Origin of the sequence: Acinetobacter soli (assembly GCF_000760595.1) — a bacterium.
GTDB classification, from domain to species: domain Bacteria; phylum Pseudomonadota; class Gammaproteobacteria; order Pseudomonadales; family Moraxellaceae; genus Acinetobacter; species Acinetobacter soli.
The window spans coordinates 319,436-338,073 of the sequence record NZ_BBNM01000002.1 but is presented as its reverse complement, the minus strand read 5'-3'; the positions used below and the strand labels follow the sequence as shown (position 1 = coordinate 338,073).

The 18,638-nt window shown below is 43.9% G+C and carries 17 protein-coding genes; 10 read left to right on the top strand and 7 right to left on the bottom strand.

Annotated features, from left to right (window positions below; translation table 11 throughout):
* Window positions 1–8 precede the first annotated feature (8 nt).
* Window positions 9–1,832, top strand: a complete 1,824-nt coding sequence (dsbD, locus tag Aso01_RS03920; protein ID WP_004933847.1) for a protein-disulfide reductase DsbD — start codon at window positions 9–11, stop codon at window positions 1,830–1,832.
* A gap of 6 nt (window positions 1,833–1,838) precedes the next feature.
* On the opposite strand, the gene Aso01_RS03915 is transcribed toward dsbD, so the two are convergent.
* Together Aso01_RS03915 and Aso01_RS03910 are read right to left on the bottom strand one after the other, a co-directional pair.
* Window positions 1,839–3,029, bottom strand: coding sequence for a GGDEF domain-containing protein (locus Aso01_RS03915; protein WP_004933850.1), 1,191 nt, complete (start codon window positions 3,027–3,029; stop codon window positions 1,839–1,841).
* A 117-nt stretch (window positions 3,030–3,146) separates the two neighbouring features.
* Entirely contained in the window at window positions 3,147–4,043 is an 897-nt protein-coding gene (locus Aso01_RS03910; protein ID WP_004933853.1) for an alpha/beta hydrolase, read from the bottom strand.
* Between the two features lie 173 nt (window positions 4,044–4,216).
* Between Aso01_RS03910 and Aso01_RS03905 the strand changes: the two genes are divergently transcribed.
* Window positions 4,217–4,654 carry a DUF2147 domain-containing protein gene (locus Aso01_RS03905; protein WP_004933856.1) on the top strand — a complete coding sequence of 146 codons (438 nt, stop codon included), beginning with the start codon at window positions 4,217–4,219 and terminating at the stop codon, window positions 4,652–4,654.
* Between the two features lie 65 nt (window positions 4,655–4,719).
* Here the strand turns inward: Aso01_RS03905 and Aso01_RS03900 are convergent, their stop codons facing one another.
* A complete protein-coding gene (locus tag Aso01_RS03900; RefSeq protein ID WP_039909803.1) occupies window positions 4,720–5,070 on the bottom strand; it encodes an arsenate reductase in 351 nt (116 codons plus the stop codon).
* Between the two features lie 461 nt (window positions 5,071–5,531).
* Window positions 5,532–6,353 carry an exodeoxyribonuclease III gene (locus tag Aso01_RS03895; protein ID WP_004933863.1) on the bottom strand — a complete coding sequence of 274 codons (822 nt, stop codon included), beginning with the start codon at window positions 6,351–6,353 and terminating at the stop codon, window positions 5,532–5,534.
* 38 nt (window positions 6,354–6,391) lie between these two features.
* Between Aso01_RS03895 and pyrE the strand changes: the two genes are divergently transcribed.
* The 4 genes from pyrE (at window position 6,392) to Aso01_RS03875 (ending at window position 9,996) form a co-directional block, all read left to right on the top strand.
* The gene (gene pyrE, locus Aso01_RS03890) at window positions 6,392–7,042 is read left to right on the top strand and encodes an orotate phosphoribosyltransferase (RefSeq protein WP_004933866.1); all 651 of its coding nucleotides are present in this window, start codon (window positions 6,392–6,394) and stop codon (window positions 7,040–7,042) included.
* A gap of 278 nt (window positions 7,043–7,320) precedes the next feature.
* Window positions 7,321–8,349: a DUF1852 domain-containing protein gene (locus tag Aso01_RS03885; RefSeq protein WP_004933869.1), complete on the top strand. Its 1,029-nt coding sequence runs from the start codon at window positions 7,321–7,323 to the stop codon at window positions 8,347–8,349.
* Between the two features lie 23 nt (window positions 8,350–8,372).
* Window positions 8,373–9,401, top strand: a complete 1,029-nt coding sequence (locus Aso01_RS03880) for a methionine synthase (RefSeq protein ID WP_004933875.1) — start codon at window positions 8,373–8,375, stop codon at window positions 9,399–9,401.
* A 103-nt stretch (window positions 9,402–9,504) separates the two neighbouring features.
* Window positions 9,505–9,996: a flavin reductase gene (locus Aso01_RS03875; protein WP_004933877.1), complete on the top strand. Its 492-nt coding sequence runs from the start codon at window positions 9,505–9,507 to the stop codon at window positions 9,994–9,996.
* A 62-nt stretch (window positions 9,997–10,058) separates the two neighbouring features.
* On the opposite strand, the gene Aso01_RS03870 is transcribed toward Aso01_RS03875, so the two are convergent.
* The 3 genes from Aso01_RS03870 to Aso01_RS03860 form a co-directional block, all read right to left on the bottom strand.
* Window positions 10,059–10,271 carry a DUF1737 domain-containing protein gene (locus Aso01_RS03870; RefSeq protein ID WP_004933879.1) on the bottom strand — a complete coding sequence of 71 codons (213 nt, stop codon included), beginning with the start codon at window positions 10,269–10,271 and terminating at the stop codon, window positions 10,059–10,061.
* A gap of 145 nt (window positions 10,272–10,416) precedes the next feature.
* Window positions 10,417–11,574 (bottom strand): esterase-like activity of phytase family protein, encoded by a 1,158-nt coding sequence (locus Aso01_RS03865; protein WP_004933886.1) that lies wholly within the window; start codon window positions 11,572–11,574, stop codon window positions 10,417–10,419.
* A 259-nt stretch (window positions 11,575–11,833) separates the two neighbouring features.
* On the bottom strand, window positions 11,834–13,531 hold the full coding sequence (locus Aso01_RS03860; protein ID WP_004933888.1) for a DUF4394 domain-containing protein: 1,698 nt from the start codon (window positions 13,529–13,531) through the stop codon (window positions 11,834–11,836).
* A gap of 574 nt (window positions 13,532–14,105) precedes the next feature.
* Here Aso01_RS03860 and ribA point away from each other — a divergent pair.
* The 4 genes from ribA to murC all read left to right on the top strand — a co-directional run bounded on the left by ribA (window position 14,106) and on the right by murC (window position 18,630).
* The gene (gene ribA, locus Aso01_RS03855; RefSeq protein ID WP_004933891.1) at window positions 14,106–14,708 is read left to right on the top strand and encodes a GTP cyclohydrolase II; all 603 of its coding nucleotides are present in this window, start codon (window positions 14,106–14,108) and stop codon (window positions 14,706–14,708) included.
* A 170-nt stretch (window positions 14,709–14,878) separates the two neighbouring features.
* A complete protein-coding gene (gene gshB, locus Aso01_RS03850; protein WP_004933893.1) occupies window positions 14,879–15,823 on the top strand; it encodes a glutathione synthase in 945 nt (314 codons plus the stop codon).
* 241 nt (window positions 15,824–16,064) lie between these two features.
* Window positions 16,065–17,162, top strand: a complete 1,098-nt coding sequence (murG, locus tag Aso01_RS03845) for an undecaprenyldiphospho-muramoylpentapeptide beta-N-acetylglucosaminyltransferase (RefSeq protein WP_004933896.1) — start codon at window positions 16,065–16,067, stop codon at window positions 17,160–17,162.
* Window positions 17,163–17,175: 13 nt separating this feature from the next.
* Window positions 17,176–18,630: a UDP-N-acetylmuramate--L-alanine ligase gene (gene murC / locus Aso01_RS03840; RefSeq protein WP_004933901.1), complete on the top strand. Its 1,455-nt coding sequence runs from the start codon at window positions 17,176–17,178 to the stop codon at window positions 18,628–18,630.
* Window positions 18,631–18,638 lie beyond the last annotated feature (8 nt).

Here is an 18,638-nt window from a genome sequence, read left to right as displayed (position 1 = left end):
AAATATTTATGCAGATGTCGATTCGACTACAAAACAGCATTGCCGCGAGCTTGGGTGCATGGATTGTCTTGATCTTTATGCTTGTGCAACATGCGCAGGCTGCTGAAGGATTACTGTCTCCCGAGCAGGCATTTTCGTTTAATGTCGAATCGACCTCTCAAGATCAGGCTGAATTGTCATGGAATATTCAGCCAAATTATTATTTATACCAGCACAAATTTGAGGTACGCCAAGGTAATCAACCGCTCAGCTTGAAACTACCGAAGGCGATTGACCAGTTCGATGACAACTTTGGTCACACCAAAGTTTATTATGATCAGGTGCATTTTTCGATTCGCACTCAACCTTCACAGCACTATCAAGTGACGTGGCAGGGCTGTGCCAAAGACCGGATTTGCTACCCTCCACAGACCTTCGATTTTGAAACCGATGCTGATGGTCTGATCAATGCGCAAAATACAACTGCGAATGCACCCAAACGCCTGACCGATCTTGCAGGACTTTCATCTGCAAAAAATGAAACCACCGCCACAGCAGCAGATACGGCCACACCAACCAAACTCACAAGCACAGCGCCAGTGGCACAAGATCAGGCATGGACATCGCAACTTGAACAGCATTCACTCGGCTATACCGTTTTGTTGTTTATGGGCTTGGGGGCCTTACTTGCATTTACACCATGTTCACTACCGATGTTGCCAATTTTGACCTCCTTGATTGTGCGCGAAAGTAAGGGTCTCAAAGCATGGGCTGTGGCATTGACCTTTGTGGTAAGTATGGCGGCTGTGTATGCAGTACTGGGATTGATTGCATCTTCTGCGGGTCTGAATTTTCAGCGCTGGTTACAGCAACCGGCCACCATTATTGGTTTTAGCCTGTTGTTTGTGGTGTTTGCCTTAAATTTATTTGGCTTGTTTGAGCTGAAATTACCACAAGCACTGACCAACAAGTTAGATCGGATTCAATCGGTACAACAAGGCGGTACCCTTGTGGGGGCAGCCGTGATGGGCATTATTTCTGCCCTGTTGGTGGGGCCTTGCATGACGGCACCGTTGGCCGGCACCTTACTCTTTATTGCCCAAACCCAAGACCAGCTTCGCGGCGCGTTGTTGCTGTTCTGTCTAGGCTTTGGTATGGGCATTCCGCTGTTAATTGCCACCTTTTTAGGCACCAAAATTTTGCCAAAAGCCGGCGACTGGATGAACCAGATCAAGGTGATCTTTGCCTTTATTATGCTGGCGCTGGCGATCTACTTTATTCGTCCCTTGTTACCAGATGTCATCATTCAGCTGTTGAGTTTAGTGTTAGGCCTCGGATTTATCATCTACGCGGTGTATCGACTCGTAAAGTATCGCGACCAGTTAAAGTGGCTGTATATGGTGCTGTTGCTGCTGGTGATTCCGTTTGTCGCCTATGATCAGTATCAACATACGCAGCGTTGGCTCACCGATACACAGGCCTCAAGCAATACATGGCATGTGGCAAATACGGCTGAAGACTTTCAGAAGCTCTTGCAAAATGCGCCTGCCAATCAAGCCGTGATTATTGATGTGTATGCCGACTGGTGTGTGGCGTGTCAGCCGATCGAGCATCGTATTTTAAAAGATGCCGAGGTACAGACCGCTCTTCAGCCGTATTATCTGATCAAGCTGGATTTAAGCCGTTATGATGCCTCTCATCAGCAATTGCTGAATCAATGGGAAATTTTAGGGCCACCCACTTATGTGTTTTTAGATCGTCAGCATAAAGAAATTCGCGGCCTTAGATTGACTGGTGCCTTTAGTAAAAATGAACTTTTGCAACAGGTTCATGCTTTTGAAGCGCAGCGTTAATACACATCAATGATGTGCAAATTGCTGGATATCCCCCGTGTAGCTTTTGACTTGATTTCGACCACAGGCTTTGGCCAAATAAAGCGCCTGATCGGCTTGAGTTAAAATTTGCGAGCTATCCTCAGCCTCGTTGCAACTTGCGACACCAAAGCTGGCACTGACCTGAATATGCAGATGTTTAGAGGGCGAAATGATCAGCGTTTCTAGTGCGAGTCTATAACGCTCTGCAACCTGTCGTGCTGCGCGAAGCGAGGTTTGCGGCAACAGTACAATAAATTCCTCGCCACCAAAGCGTCCAATTTTGTCTTGCTGGCGTGAGTGTTGGCGCAGGCATTCAGCGATTGCAATGAGCACTTGATCACCAGTGTGATGTCCATACTGATCATTAATACGCTTAAAGTGATCGACATCCAGCAAAATAATGGCATAGCTTTGGGGGGTGTGATCATGCTGTAATGTATTGAGCGCCTCGTTAATGCTACGACGATTTAAAAGATTGGTCAGAAAATCTAGTTGACTGAGACGCTTGATTTCATATTCACGCTCGCGCCATTGAGAAAGTAAAATTTCAAATAAACCAAAAAAGCCAATCAGGATAGGCACTGAAAAAAACACCATACTACCCACCCAAAAGTTATGCTGTGCAGGTGATGGTTTTAGGGCAGCGATATTAAAAACTGGTGCATAGGGAATGTATTGCTTCAGGCTTAGATAGCCAGTTATGAGCAGTAATAAGGTCGCTGGAATCAAGGTAATATAAATGAGCCAGCGGTCAAATAAAATTAAACCAATGACCACTGTACTGATATACCCTACTGCGGTGGCGGGGCTTAAAGAACCCGTCATATAGCTCCCATGGTATAGGATCAGCGCAAACAGATAAATAGTGACAATAGGAATAACTTTCTGGATCCAGATTCTATGTGCATGATAATGACACAGATACATCAAGAAAATTAAAAGAGTCAATGTGAGGCTGCAGACCCACATGTCAATTTTGATTAATCTAATATTTACATATTTCCATAGCTCTGGATGTAGCAGTACAAAAAGCTTCCAGATAATCCAGCTCAAAATCATGCCAGATGACAGCAGGATGATGAGTTTGCATTTTTCAAGAACCGTCCAATTAATAATAGGATTCTTCATATACATGCTAAAAATGAAAGACCAAAGTCTAGAATTTGTTTTTGTCATGCCAAATTATCCATGACTTCTATTAGATTTCAGAATTTAAGATAGCATTTATTATGATGTATCAGATATTTCTTCTTATTATTTTTGAAATGCCGCTGGCAAAATGCCAGCTTGCATTTAATCACGATCAAGTTGATGAGCAAATACGGCAAGATCTGAAATAGCCTGTTTGGCATCATCAAACCATGCATTAAACATATGGAAGTTATGCCACATGCCGGTATAGAGTTTGAAATCAACTTTTACATGCGCAGCTTTTGCATAATCGCGAAAGCGCTTGGCATCATCAAGCAAGATTTCTTTTGACCCCACCTGAACCAAGGTTGGTGGCAAACCTGACAGATCTGCAAAAAGCGGCGAAACGCGCGGATCATCACGTGCTACACGTGAGCCAATATAGTATTCAATGCCAGCTTCAAGTGCTTCAATTGAGAGTAAGGCATCGTGCTTTTTATTTAGGCGCAGTGATTCACTACTCAATGTCAGATCTAAAAATGGTGACATTAAAATCAGGCCACTTGGTAAAGGATCCTGATTATCTTTTAAACGCAGCGCCAGAGCGAGCGCCAGATTTGCACCACAAGAATCGCCAGACAAGATGATATCTTTGGCCAAAACACCTTGATCGAGCAAGATATGGTAAATATCGTATAAAGCATCTAATGCTTCTGGAAAACGCGCCTCTGGAGAAAGTGGATAATCGACATGCAGAATTTGCATCTGGGTGCGCGCTGCCAGATCGGTCATAAAGGCACGGTGGGTATTTAAGCTTCCCAGAAAAAAGGCACCGCCGTGAATATGAAAAATAAGCTGTGTCGAAGATGATTGCGGTTTGATTTCCTCGGCACGAACGCCCGCCAAGCGCACTGAACGCACGGTCACGGTTTTATTCACGGGAAAAATCCGGCACATTTGCTCAAGTGCAATTCGCAGCGTTGTGGGTGGCAAGCTAAAACGGCTTGGTGTTCGTATCGTGGTTTTTAAAATTGTTTCGGTAAAATATTGTTTCCACATAATTTACAACCTATAGTGGTGTTGCAGATTTTTACAGTTTATTCGCAATGTATATGTTTTTTCCCCTGCGATTAACAAGGCTACACTAAATAGTCACATACAAAAATTGCATTATTGTTGTGAGTTTTTAATACTATAACTGTCGGTTAAGACTACAAGGATATTGGACAAAAATGAAAAAAATAGCATTGGCATTAGGATTGTTAGGCGCAACGGTTTTGGCAAATGCGGCTGATCCGCTCAATGGTACGGTATGGAAAACCATTGATGATAAAACCAACCAACCCAAAGCGATTGTCAAATTTACCGAGCAAAAAAATGGCACCTTATCGGGTACCATCCAGAATGTGCTTACACCAGGCCAAGAAAATGGCTGTACTGAGTGTGAAGGCCCATACAAAAATAAACCGCTTAAAGGCGTGACCATTGTTCACAACCTGAAGAATACTGGCGGCACCAGTTATGACGGTGGGAATATCATGGACCCAAAAACTGGTAAAACTTACCGACTCAAAGGTGAGATTGCCGAAGGCGGGAAAAAGCTGAACTTACGTGGCTACATCGGTATTTCTGCACTTGGGCGTAACCAGACATGGGTTCGTGTAAGCTAAGTATATGAAGTCATAAATTTGTATTAACAGCCGAATGAGTCATTCGGCTGTTTGCTTTGAACGGTTTAGCCCTTTAATGCCGCATATGTATCGGCATCGAAGCCAACGACAAAACCAGAATCTGTTTTGAGAACCGGACGTTTAATGATACTTGGCTGCTCAATCAGAGTTTGAATCAGTGTGGCAGTATCAGAAAGTGCTGCTTGTTGTTGTTCTGGGCTGAGTTTGCGCCATGTGGTGCCTTTTTTATTCACTAGAAGCTCTGGGCCGATGTTTTCTAGCCACACACCGAGGGTTTCGGCATCAATACCTTGCTTTTTATAATCGTGAAATGTGTAACGCAAGCCGTTGGCATCGAGTGCATCAAACGCTTTTTTCATTGAACTACAATTTTTAATTCCGTAAATTTCCAGCATGATCATCAACTTTTCTCATCACAAGCGCTTAAGCCTATCTAAAAATCTTAAAAAGCACCAGTGCAACGCCAATCTGTAATCACGTGGAATAACCTTTGCAGAAATACAGACAAACAAGATGCAGATGAAAGTTTGAAAATGTCATAAGATTGACACATGACAGTGTTTAAATAGATTTAAAAGAAGTATGAAGATATAAAAATAAAATTGGATATTTAAATAGAGAAAACCCGCATTTAATCATCCTGATCATGCGGGTCTCATTTCAACGTCCAATGTCACATCCTTGAAATAACCATCCGGTTATCGTATTCGTCCTACGGCGTCCTATCCCTTTGTCATCCTGACATGTCCCTGTGCCGTGTGTGTATAATGCGCTTAAACCTATGAAATAAAAATACTAAATTTCCACAACAAATGTAGGTTTTTGACGTTTATTCAGTGTACATATGTACACTAAATTAGCTAATTTTATAATCCACAATGACCGGTGCATGGTCGCTAAACCATTCATCTTTATATACCCAAGCATTGACGGTACGGGATTTCCAGTCTGGGGAACACGCATGATAGTCAATTCGCCACCCTACATTTTTAGCACGCGCCTGACCACGGTTTGACCACCACGAGTACAGCTCTGCTTCAGGGCGAACCTCACGAAAAGTATCGACATAACCGAGTTCATCATAAATATGATCGAGCCATGCACGTTCGTGCGGTAAACAGCCCGACGACTTTTGATTGCCCGACCAGTTTTTAATATCGATACGCTTGTGCACGATGTTGTAATCACCACATACGATGATCGATTTATTTTCATCGCGCCATTGCTTTAAGATCTGGGCGTATTGCTCTAAAAACACATCTTTACGCGCCTGTGCTTCATCGCCAGAAGATCCAGAAGGAAGATACAAGGAGCATACATAGGCTGGCTGTTCGAGGCCCAAATCAAACTCGGCAGCAATAAAGCGACCTTGAGAATCAGCCAGTTCAAAGCCCAAACCGTCCTGAACAGCGCGAAAGGGAATACGGCTATAAATTGCGGTACCTGCATAGCCTGCACGTTCGGCAGGAAACAGGTGCGTATACCAGCCTTCGGGTTTAAATTTGTCGGTCCATTGGGCATGCGTGATGCGGCTTTCTTGCATACATACCACGTCTGCCTCGGACTTTTCTAACCATTCGAGTAGGCCTTTAGTGACCGATGCACGTAAGCCATTTACGTTGATTGAAACGACTCGTAGAATTTTTACATCACTTGGATACTGATCCTTTGGTATCATGCGCAAGTTTGACCTCAATTGATGAATCTGGAGCACCTATGACAACGCCATCGTCTTTTAACCCGCAAGCCTTTATCGAACTCGCGTTATCACGCGGTGTGCTTAAATTTGGTGAGTTTACCTTAAAATCAGGACGTGTCAGTCCGTATTTTTTTAACGCAGGTTTGTTAAACGATGGTGAAGCATTGTCGCTACTGGCGCAAGGCTATGCCGATCAATTGATGCAATGTCAGCATGTCGATGTCATTTTTGGCCCTGCCTATAAAGGTATTCCGTTTGTTGCCGCAACAGCGGTGGCATTATCGCAAGTGCATGGTAAAAGTGTGCCGTGGGGCTTTAACCGTAAAGAAGCCAAAGATCATGGTGAAGGTGGTGTGCTGGTCGGCGCTGCGGTTGAAGGTAAAAAGGTCTGGATTATCGATGATGTAATTACCGCAGGCACGGCCATTCGTGAAGTGGTCACCATTTTAAAAAATGCAGGGGCAACCATTGCAGGCGTGCTGGTGGCACTCGATCGTCAAGAGCGTGGTCAGGGCCAATTATCTGCCATTCAGGAAGTTCAAAAAGAGCTTGAGATCCCGGTTCATGCCTTGATCACCATGAAAGATTTAATGAATTATCTTGAAGCCAAAGGTGAAACTCAAGCGTTAGCCAAAATGGAAGATTACCGTTTGAAATACGGCATTTAATATTGAGTAATCAAAAAAGGAAGCATCGGCTTCCTTTTTTTATTTGCGATTCCATCGCGTGCGCTGAAATGTCATTAATATCAAGATTGCAGAATAAATCACCATTAAAAACGTCCATTGAATCCTTAGATTCATTTTAGCCAATCGCTGAATGCCTTTATTTATGGGGCTATTGGGTTAAACATGAATTTTACTCAGTTTGCTGTGAAACTAAATCATTTTTATTCATCTAAGGCTTCGGGTATAACTGTCTGCATAGAGAATAGGGGCAGATCACCATGAGTAAAGCGTTTGAATTTTCGATTAAGAGTATTCGTTTTGACGAAAATTATCGTCCAGCCGACAATACGCGCATTACAACTAATTTTGCGAATTTAGCCAGAGGCGAAGCTCGTGAAGAGAATCTGCGTAATACATTGACGATGATCAATAATCGTTTCAATGATCTTGCCCAGTGGGATAATCCAAATGGTGATCGTTACGCCTTAGAACTCGATATTATTTCGGTCGGGATTGATGTTGAAGGCAACGGTGAAACATTTCCAACGATTGAAATTTTAAAAACCACAATCATCGATTATCAAACCAATCAGCGTATAGATGGTATTGTGGGCAATAATTTTTCTTCGTATGTTCGGGATTACGATTTTAGCGTTTTGCTCTTGGAACATAATAAAAATCAGGCAAAGTTCAGCATTCCAGAAAACTATGGCGATTTACACGGTAAAATCTTTAAGTCGTTCGTCAACTCAGCAGCCTACAAGCAGAACTTTGCCAAGCAGCCTGTAATTTGTTTAAGCGTATCGAACACCAAGACTTATCACCGTACAACCAATGAGCATCCTGTACTCGGTGTGGAATATCAACAAGAAGCTTATTCATTGACCGATGAATATTTTGCCAAAATGGGTCTAAAAGTCCGTTATTTCATGCCAAAAAATAGCGTGGCACCACTGGCATTTTATTTCCAAGGTGACTTGCTGCGTGATTATACCGATCTTGAGCTGATTGCGACCATCAGCACCATGGAAAGTTTCCAGAAGATTTATCGTCCAGAAATTTACAATGCCAACTCAGCCGCTGGAAAAATTTATCAACCAAGCTTAAAGCACCAAGATTTCTCATTGACACGCATTGTGTATGACCGCGAAGAGCGTAGTCAGTTGGCAATCAAACAAGGCAAGTGGACAGAAGAACACTTCATCAAACCGTACCAAGATATTTTGACGCAATGGGCTGCAACTTACACAGAAACAGGTCATTCGGATAAAAAGACTTACGCTGAAAAAAATTGTGCTGCTGTTTAACTTAAGATAGAAGATTATTGATTATGAAACGTGTATTACCGACATCAACTGCTGGCAGCTTACCAAAACCGTCTTGGATTGCAGAACCTGAAAAACTTTGGTCACCGTGGAAACTCGAAGGCGATGATCTAGTACAAGGCAAACGTGACGCATTGCTTGTGTCTTTGCAAGAGCAGCTACATGCTGGTATTGATATCGTCAGTGATGGTGAACAAACGCGTCAGCATTTCGTGACCACCTTTATTGAGCATCTTGATGGCGTAGATTTTGAAAAGCGTGAAACGGTTCGAATTCGTAACCGTTACGATGCCAGCGTACCAACGGTTGTCGGCGCAGTTTCACGCCAGAAATCTGTGTTTGTTGAAGATGCCAAGTTTCTGCGTCAGCAAACCACACAACCAATTAAATGGGCACTGCCTGGCCCAATGACCATGATCGATACCCTATTTGATGCGCACTATAAGAGCCGTGAAAAGTTGGCGTGGGAATTTGCTAAAATTCTGAACCAAGAAGCGTTAGAATTAGAAGCAGCGGGTGTAGACATCATCCAGTTCGATGAACCAGCATTTAACGTATTCTTTGATGAAGTCAATGACTGGGGCGTTGCCACACTTGAGCGTGCGCTTGAAGGTCTTAAATGCGAAACAGCAGTACATATCTGCTATGGTTATGGCATTAAAGCCAATACAGACTGGAAGAAAACGCTTGGTTCAGAATGGCGTCAGTATGAAGAAGCCTTTCCAAAGCTACAGCAGTCAAAGATCGACATTATCTCACTTGAATGTCACAATTCACGTGTACCTATGGATCTGATTGAACTGATCCGTGGTAAAAAAGTCATGGTGGGTGCAATTGATGTTGCAACCAATACGGTTGAAACACCAGAAGAAGTGGCAGATACCTTGCGTAAAGCTTTACAGTTTGTTGATGCAGATAAGTTGTATCCATCGACCAACTGCGGTATGACTCCACTCGCACGTCACGTTGCACGCGGTAAATTACAGGCCCTGAGTGCAGGTGCCGAAATTATTCGCCGTGAACTTTCAGCCTAAGCGTTTTAATCATCCTGGGGATATAAATGCCTTGGGGTGAATCAGTAAATTCAGTCGGTGACCTGTGCCTGTTGGGCACAGGATTCAATTGAGGAAGATGGGAATGGTTGCAGCAACAGACTTTCGAAACGCAATGTCGTTATTATCCAGTGCGGTCAGCGTTGTGACCACAGCGGGCATGTCAGGGCGCTACGGATTTACTGCATCTGCGGTGTGTAGCGTGACCGATACACCACCTACTTTATTGGTTTGCATGAATCAGTCTGCTAGCTCTCATGCGCATTTTCTCAAAAATAAAATCCTGAGTGTGAATGTACTCGGTGCTCAGCATGAGCAGCTCTCGACAGTGTTTGCATCGAAGCTTAGTCCTGAAGAACGCTTTCAATATGGCGAATGGATTGAGCTGGAAACAGGTTCGCCGGTTTTAAATGATGCATTGGTCAGCTTTGATTGTGAAATCGAGCAAATTCAGCAAGTGGGCACACACACCATTTTTATTTGTCCGATTGTGGCAATTCGTCAGCAGCATCATGAGCAAGGTTTGGTTTATTTCAACCGTGCCTATCATCATGTAGGTGAAACAACGCTGGCGTAAATGACCGTTTAAAAACAGATTTAAATATAAAAAATGCCTGTCACGAGACAGGCATTTTTAATTTAGGCATGTTGTTTGAGCGTTTCAAGCATATCTGCTTCTGGTTCGTAAGCGGCATCCACTTCTTTGGTAATGGCTTGCCCTACAATGACCTGAGTGCCGTTAAATGTCATGGTCGGTGCGCCGTATAATGTCCAGCCCTGATTCAAGGCTTTGCTGACTCTTGCACAAAACTGGGCATCGTCTGGACCGGTTAAATAGCGATAAAGTTGCATGTTATATGTGCTCTATTCGATTAACTGTTTCAAGATACAGTGTCGTGTCACTAAAGCAAGCGAGATGATTCCAGCATCTGAGTGCAGTATCTCGATCCATACTTAAGCTGTTATCGTTTTATTTCAGAGATATGCATCATTTGATTTAAGGCAATACTTCAAAAGCTAAAAACTGGGTATTTTTTTGATTTTGGAAGTTATTGTCTGAAACTAAAATGAGTGTACGATGCCCATTGGCCAATGTAGGCCCCCAACTGATGCCCTCAATATTTTCAATTTTAATAGAGTTGTATTGAATCGGAAGTTCAAGAAGTGTTTGCTTAGATATAGATTGGTATTGTGCATTGACTAAACTTGAAATTTGACGCACATCAGTTGTGTTTGGCTGAATCGTTGCCTTCACAATTCGAATCGTATTGCCTACCAAATCGGCATATGCACGTTCAATCACCAAAAATTCATTTTCACTTAATGCCAGCATTTCTGAAACACCATTGTCTGGTCGAAAGGTCTCTGGTGGGCTGTCTACCGGAATTTTGGGGATATCATAAGCGTATTGCGCTGTGTTTTGTCCTGTGTTGATATCAAATTTTAAAAACCGAATGACGCTACCATTGTTGATGCTGGTCATTGGTCCATCTTGAATTAAGGCATCTTCTGTCGCAGCAAATAATTGTCCTTTGGGTGTTAAGGTCAGTGCTTCAAATAATTTATTACTGCGTCCACCTTGCGTCAGATTATCTTGATAATAAAAAGCTTTTGGAATATTAAATTGTCTAATAATTGAGCCATTTAAGCTATATTCACGGATAAAAGGTTGGTACAGATCGGTGCTGTTGCTGGAATAATTTCCTTCACTTGAGATATAAACATGACCATTTTGAGCCATTCGTATCGATTCCGGATCGATAGTTTTACGGCCTATCGGATGCAATTGATTATTTTCATCATGTAGATAAATCATTTTATTGATGGTAATGGATGATATTTGGTTGGCATCTAGTGCAATATCTAAAACATAGGCACGAGGATTCGCGACTTCACCACGATCGTCCGAGATCGCCCAATAATGACCTTCACTGTCGCGATCAATTCCAGAAATTCCTCCAAATTCAACCCCATTAAACTGAGTTTGGGCAGCAATGTTATAGTCGCCAATCAAGCGTAGCCCACTGATCGAATTGGCTGTAGAGGGAGAGATTGAGGTGCTACTTTGAGAGTTGCTATTTTTACAACTGATGAATAGAAAACTTAAGCTACAGATTAGGCACAAGCGACTCAATTGACGAGAATATGCGTGCATGAATAAAGCCCCCAGTAATAAGTTATAGGTGCTTTAAGCTAAATCCACTCAGTGTCAATTTAATGAATGTGAATCACTTTTAAAAGGATATGTTTCTTGAAAAACCTGGTGATTGCTTTTCATGCTGAATAATGTTTTTTAATGTCAGCCAAGATAAGCACTTATAGATCGTCGTGCGGTTGAGGAAAGAATTAAGAAATAACTCTACGCTTAGGGGGCAGATTCACTCATTCAAAGCAAATCTGCCCATGCGTATTTTTTACTTCAACAAAATTGCCAGATCAATCAATGGCGCTGTGCTTGACGTACCAATAGTCGATGCTGCCACATTTGGCGTACCATCAACGCTGACTGCTGCGCGTGCGCGGGTATCGCTGGTGGTTGTGGTATTGATATCAACTCGATAAAGCACAGAAGGCCCAGTGCTTCCTGCCACTGTTGCCAGTGCCAGACCGTTATCACCACCTGCAATATCAAAGCCGTTGTCGGTGCCCAAGCTAATTCCTAGCCCACCAATTCGGTTAATCGTACCGTTGTTTGGCGGGTCTTGTTTGACCAGCGTTTGATTGGTTTGATCAAGATCAAACAGTTCGGTTGCTACACCACTGATTGCAGTTTTGAAGCTGTTGGTATACGCCGCTGCTGTGACAATTGCACCCGCAATGCCATTAATGTCACCATCTTTAATGGTTTCGCCCGTATCGACATTAATACGCAGGCTTTGTCCAGTGTTACTGATCACACGTAAGCGATCCGCCGCAGGGTTAAAGTCCACTGCAAAAGAGGTTCCTTGTAAGCCGGCGTAACTACTACCCGTAGCAGGCTTAAGAGGGGTTACCAAAGTGGCGACGCCTGTATCGGTATTGATGGTATAGAGATTGGCTTTGTTGGTCAGACCGTACAATACGCCAGACTTATCGGTGGTGGTGCGTAGTCGGTAATCGATACCAATAAATTTCTCATCGACCTGTACGCCACTAATTGAACGCTCTTGGACGCTATTTGGTGTGCTCAACGAGAACACCACCAGCTTATTGTTGGCATTTAAGCCAATACCTGTTGCGGTGGTATCTTTGGCGCGTTTGAGTGCCAGTCCGCGAATGCCTGAAGTATTGAAGCTGCTGGCTAGCGCCGCACTATTAAATACGGCAGGGTTACTGGTGCCTACATTCCCGACATTAATTTGATACAGTTTATAGCTTCCTGCCGCTTTTAAGGCCGCATAGCCAACGTTACTCACTGGATCGATATCAAAACCGCTGCCACCTTGGAAATCCAGTCCTTCTGCAAGTCGTGCAGAAGTTCCTAGCGTACCCGCATTGGCGTTTTGTAAATAAATACTGTCGGTGGTCTGGTCGATACTAAATAAGCGTGTGGTCGCGGTGCCTGCAAATGCATTGGTATAGGCAGCGGCAACAATGACTGGACTGCTGGTGGTCGGGTTGATATCGAGGTCTGTAATCGTCGCACCAGTGTCGACGTTGATGCGCAGATTTTGCCCTGTATTGGTGATGACACGTAAACGATCGGCCACGGGGTTAAAATTGACTGTAATCAGTTCTGTATCGCCATTAATTTTAGTAAAAGGCGCATTACCGTCAGTGGTATCTGTCGGGTCAGCCGTTAACTTTCTTAAGAAAGTCGCTGCACCAGTACTCGGATCGACGGTATACAAATTACCTTGTAAGCCAACGGCATAAAGCTTTTCATCTTTCGGACGATAATCGATCCCCACAAGCTGATCGTTGGCTTGCAGCATGGAGATTTTTTTCGATGATACAATCTGATCTGGCGTGTCGCGGTTTACAGAGGCAATGGAGCCATCTGCAGTTAATATGATGGTATCTCCTGTAGCACTTGATGATACGTTATCATCGCTATCGGAGTCTGAGTTGCATCCTGTAATCAAAAGGCAGCTTGCCGATGCAAGTGCCAATGCCAATATACTTTTTTTCATGAGTTTTATTTCCAGCACTGTTTGGAGTGGTTAAACAAGGTACAAGGAATGAGTAATCAAGTTCCCCAGTCGCATTTGTTATTCCGCTGTGTTCTAATTGTGTCCTGTATAAATCGTGAACGATTTACTATTCTTAAGTTAGAGTTGTGATCAAATTTTGTAAATAAAAGAATTATTTTTGATCGATGTAAATTGGTCATTTAAATGTAAGTCTTCACGTCAAATTCACATGGGTTATGGGTAAAAAGTAAACAGTGTAAGATTTTCTACACGCTGATACCGATCTGACTAAACAAATCACTATCATCGAACGCTTGGATGCGTTCACAAAAAATTCACTGTACTGTCGTTACCCTAAAATCGAAAATGATGATGTACCAGTGGCTGTAGCACTTTTTTATTGCATATATTGCGGCAAAAACTCACTAACCTTTTGAATCCAGTGGGCCTTTTTCTTATTAAATTCGGATCTAGATTTGTCGCTTCATAGAAGCTATTCAAAGCGCCTGATCTTATCATTCATGATGATGTATCCGGGTTTGATCTCATTGGTTTTTTACAAGCGGATAAACTCATGGCTATAGAATTCGTTGCAAAATCAAAATTACCGACCGCTTATGGTGATTTCGACATTCATGTGTTTCAAGATCCCAAAACGGGCGAAGAACATGTGGCGCTGAGTAAAGGCGGTGCGGATCTCTCTGGACAACCCGTGTTGGTGCGCATTCACTCAGAGTGTTTAACGGGGGATGCTTTCGGCTCACTCAAGTGTGATTGTGGTCCTCAATTGCATGCCACGATGAAGATGATTCATGATGCAGGGCAAGGTGTGATTCTGTATTTGCGTCAGGAAGGGCGTGGCATTGGCTTAACCAATAAAATTCGCGCCTATGCATTGCAAGATCAGGGGCATGATACAGTTGATGCGAATTTATTGCTCAACCTTCCTGCCGATGCGCGTCGCTATGATATGTGCTCGATTATGTTGGGTCATCTCAAGGTAGAAGAAGTCAAGTTAATTACCAATAATCCTTTAAAAATAAAAGCACTACAAGATTTAGGAATCAATGTGGTTGATCGTGTGCGATTAACAGTCGGACTGAATATCTTCAATCAAGATTATTTGAATACCAAACAAAAACGCATGTCTCACATGTATGAAGAAAGCGATTTTTAATCGGCCTTTCATCAACATTGAAAGTCACAGTTTCCTCCGCTATAGTTGAAAAGGCAAAGATTTCGGATCTTTGCCTTTTTTTGTGGTCTGTGTTGTTTTATGCTGCTGTTCGGCGTGAGATAAAAAATTCGCTATACTTTTGCCACAACTCAACAGATGAGCGTCAGATTATGCGTGTACTTGTCGTAATGGATCCGATTGAAACGGTGAATCTTAAAAAAGATTCCACTATGGCCATGCTGTGGGCAGCGAGCCGACGAGGTCATCAATTGGGATATGCATTACAGCACGACTTATATATCGATCAAGGTAAGGCCTGTGGTCTGATTGCACCTCTCAGCGTATTTGAAGATTACCAGCACTATTACGAACTGGGCGAGAAGCAGAAACAGTCGCTAGCCGACTACGATGTGATCTTGATGCGTAAAGATCCGCCGTTTGACATGAACTTTGTCTATACCACCTACATTTTGGAGCAGGCGGAGCGTGAAGGGGTGTGGATCATCAATAAACCGCAGTCCCTGCGTGACTGTAACGAAAAACTCTTTGCCACGCAGTTTCCAGAGCTACAAGTGCCGACACTGGTAACATCGCAGCAGAGCTTAATCCGTGAGTTCATTCAAACGCACAGTGATGTGATTGTTAAACCGCTCGACGGGATGGGCGGGATGGGAATTTTCCGCCTGCATCAAGGCGGGCAGAATATTGGCTCAACTTTGGAAATGCTCACAGAAATGGGAACGCGTCCGATCATGGCGCAACGCTATATCCCTGAAATTGTAGATGGCGATAAACGAATATTGATGATCAATGGTGAGCCAGTGCCGTACTGTTTAGCGCGCATTCCGCAAAATGGAGAAGTGCGAGGGAATTTGGCTGCTGGTGGTTTAGGTGAGGCACGTCCACTCACGGAAAATGACAAAAAAATTGCAGCCAAAGTGGGGCCATTTTTACGTGAAAAAGGCTTGGTCTTTGTCGGGCTCGATGTTATTGGAAATTACGTCACGGAAATTAATGTGACCAGTCCAACCTGTATCCGCGAGATCGATGCGCAGTTTGGTACTTCAATCGCCGATATGTTGTTTGATGTGCTTGAAGCAGGTCGTCCACAGTAAAAAATAAATCACGCTATGTCCTTGTCGGCCAGTGTCTGCAAGGACATTAGATAATTCTAAAAATGATTATTTTGATTTTTATTCAGTTAATATATTTTTTGCTGTAGAACAACCAAAAAACACCATGCTTTATGTTGCAAACACGTGAAATAAGCTTTTCGTTGCGTGTGCTTTAGGATTAGAATAATCCGCTAAATAAATAACTGTTATTTCCCTTGTTTTTGAGCTAAAGAAGTATACCGTGACTGATGCATCACAACGTAAATCCAAACATGTCATGATGATGGCTGCCGGTACAGGCGGTCATGTCTTTCCCGCATTGGCGGTTGCAAAACAATTGCAGCAACAAGGGTGCCAAGTGGCATGGCTGGCAACACCTGCAGGAATGGAAAATCGACTGCTCAAAGACCAGAATATCCCGATTTATCAGATTGATATTCAAGGTGTGCGTGGCAATGGTGCGGTGCGTAAACTCATGGCACCATTTAAAATCATGAAGGCCACGTACAGTGCCATGCGTTATATGAAGCAGCTCAAAATCGATGCAGTCGCGGGCTTCGGTGGTTATGTGGCAGGGCCTGGTGGGCTTGCCGCGCGTATTTTACGGATACCGGTGCTGATTCATGAGCAAAATGCGGTTGCAGGCTTTACCAATACGCAGCTCGCACGTGTTGCTGCAAAAGTCTGTGAAGCTTTCCCCAATACGTTTCCTGCACATAGCAAAGTCGTAACCACAGGTAATCCGGTGCGTCAGGAAATTTCAGCCATTCTTAGTCCGAAGTGGCGCTATGACAGCCGTGAAGCAGCTGGCCAACCACTGAATATTTTAATTGTAGGCGGATCGTTGGGAGCACAGGCACTCAATGAACGTCTGCCAGAGGCGCTGTTAAAGCTCGGATTGCCGCTCAATATTTTTCATCAATGTGGGCAAAAACAGCTCGATGACACCCGTGCACGCTATGCCAATGCACCCTCTCATGTACATGTACAAGTGATGCCGTTTATCGAAGATATGGCACAGGCTTATAGCGATGCCGATCTGATTATTTGCCGTGCTGGTGCGTTAACCGTCACTGAAGTGGCAACAGCGGGTGTGGCGGCAGTTTTTGTTCCGTTACCCATCGCAGTGGATGATCACCAAACTGCCAATGCCAAGTTTTTAGCTGATGTCGGTGCTGCCAAAATTTGCCAGCAATCTAGCATGACACCAGAAACGCTCGATGCATTGTTGCGCCCGCTCATGAATCGTCAGTTACTCTCTGAAATGGCCGTGAAAGCCCGCCAACATGCGCAACCCAATGCTACCCAACACGTGGTAGACCTTATTGAAACTTTGTAAGTTAGAGTGCCCTATGTCACCAACAACCCCAGCCGATCAAGCCAAAAAACTCATTAAAGTTCCTGAGATGCGCCGTATTAAACACATTTATTTTGTGGGAATCGGTGGTGCTGGGATGTGCGGCATTGCAGAAGTTTTAAAAAACCAAGGGTATAAAATATCTGGCTCGGATATCAAAGCCTCTAAAACCACGGCACAGCTTGAAGAAAAAGGCGTAAAAGTTTATATCGGACACAGTGCCGAAAACCTGAAAGCTGTGGATGTACTGGTGGTATCGACAGCCATCGATCAGGAAAACCCTGAAATTAAAGCAGCGATGGAACAGCGTATTCCTGTGGTGCGCCGTGCAGAAATGCTGGGTGAGCTGATGCGCTACCGTCATGGGATTGCAGTTGCAGGCACGCATGGTAAAACCACAACCACCAGCTTGCTGACCACCATGTTGGCCGAAGAAAATCTGGATCCAACTTATGTGATTGGCGGTTTGCTCAATCGTACTGGAGTGAATGCTGCGCTCGGTGCAAGTCGCTTTATTGTGGCCGAAGCTGATGAATCCGACGCCTCATTTTTATATTTGCAACCAATGGCCGCCATTATTACCAATGTCGATGCGGACCATATGGATACCTACGGTGGAAGCTTCGACAAATTAAAAGATACCTTTGTCGAGTTTATTCATCGTTTACCGTTTTACGGTTTGGCTGTGGTGTGTGGCGATGATCAGAATGTGCGTGAAATCATGCCGCGTTTTGGCCGCCCAACCTTGACCTATGGCTTTAATGAAGACAACGATATTCGTGCTGTAGACGTGGTGCAAGAAGGTATGCAGTCGCATTTTACCGTATTGCGAAAAGATCGCGAACCACTGCGTCTGACGGTTAATCAGCCAGGGCTGCACAACATTTTAAACGCACTTGCAGCGATTGGTGTGGCCACCGATGAAGGGGTCTCCGATGCAGCCATTGGCCGTGCGCTAGAAGGTTTTAGTGGTGTTGGACGCCGTTTTCAGGTGCAAGGTGAATATGCACTTGGTGATGGAGATGTCAAACTGGTCGATGATTATGGTCACCATCCAAAAGAAGTCGAAGCCACCATTAAAGCGGCCCGCCAAAGCCATCCAGATCGTCGTCTGGTCATGATGTTTCAACCGCATCGTTACAGCCGTACCCGTGACTGCTTCGATGATTTCGTAGAAGTGCTGTCACAGGTGGACCAACTGTTGTTGCTCGAAGTTTACCCTGCGGGTGAAAAGCCGATTGTTGGTGCCGACAGCCGCGCCTTGGCACGAAGTATCCGCCTACGTGGTGATGTGGAGCCTATTTTGGTCGATCCGGTTGAAGGCAATTTGCCCAACATCATACAAAAAGTGTTACAAGCAAATGACTTGTTATTGACACAAGGTGCGGGTAACGTGGGAGCAATTTCAGTCGATCTTGCCCAGCAGCATTTGTATTTAAAATCAGTGTAATGGTTTTG

Coding starts and splice junctions, on each gene's coding strand:
- dsbD (WP_004933847.1), top strand. CDS start 9: ATGCAGATGTCGATTCGACTACAAAACAGCATTGCCGCGAGCTTGGGT.
- Aso01_RS03915 (WP_004933850.1), bottom strand. CDS start 3,029: ATGACAAAAACAAATTCTAGACTTTGGTCTTTCATTTTTAGCATGTAT.
- Aso01_RS03910 (WP_004933853.1), bottom strand. CDS start 4,043: ATGTGGAAACAATATTTTACCGAAACAATTTTAAAAACCACGATACGA.
- Aso01_RS03905 (WP_004933856.1), top strand. CDS start 4,217: ATGAAAAAAATAGCATTGGCATTAGGATTGTTAGGCGCAACGGTTTTG.
- Aso01_RS03900 (WP_039909803.1), bottom strand. CDS start 5,070: ATGCTGGAAATTTACGGAATTAAAAATTGTAGTTCAATGAAAAAAGCG.
- Aso01_RS03895 (WP_004933863.1), bottom strand. CDS start 6,353: ATGATACCAAAGGATCAGTATCCAAGTGATGTAAAAATTCTACGAGTC.
- pyrE (WP_004933866.1), top strand. CDS start 6,392: ATGACAACGCCATCGTCTTTTAACCCGCAAGCCTTTATCGAACTCGCG.
- Aso01_RS03885 (WP_004933869.1), top strand. CDS start 7,321: ATGAGTAAAGCGTTTGAATTTTCGATTAAGAGTATTCGTTTTGACGAA.
- Aso01_RS03880 (WP_004933875.1), top strand. CDS start 8,373: ATGAAACGTGTATTACCGACATCAACTGCTGGCAGCTTACCAAAACCG.
- Aso01_RS03875 (WP_004933877.1), top strand. CDS start 9,505: ATGGTTGCAGCAACAGACTTTCGAAACGCAATGTCGTTATTATCCAGT.
- Aso01_RS03870 (WP_004933879.1), bottom strand. CDS start 10,271: ATGCAACTTTATCGCTATTTAACCGGTCCAGACGATGCCCAGTTTTGT.
- Aso01_RS03865 (WP_004933886.1), bottom strand. CDS start 11,574: ATGCACGCATATTCTCGTCAATTGAGTCGCTTGTGCCTAATCTGTAGC.
- Aso01_RS03860 (WP_004933888.1), bottom strand. CDS start 13,531: ATGAAAAAAAGTATATTGGCATTGGCACTTGCATCGGCAAGCTGCCTT.
- ribA (WP_004933891.1), top strand. CDS start 14,106: ATGGCTATAGAATTCGTTGCAAAATCAAAATTACCGACCGCTTATGGT.
- gshB (WP_004933893.1), top strand. CDS start 14,879: ATGCGTGTACTTGTCGTAATGGATCCGATTGAAACGGTGAATCTTAAA.
- murC (WP_004933901.1), top strand. CDS start 17,176: ATGTCACCAACAACCCCAGCCGATCAAGCCAAAAAACTCATTAAAGTT.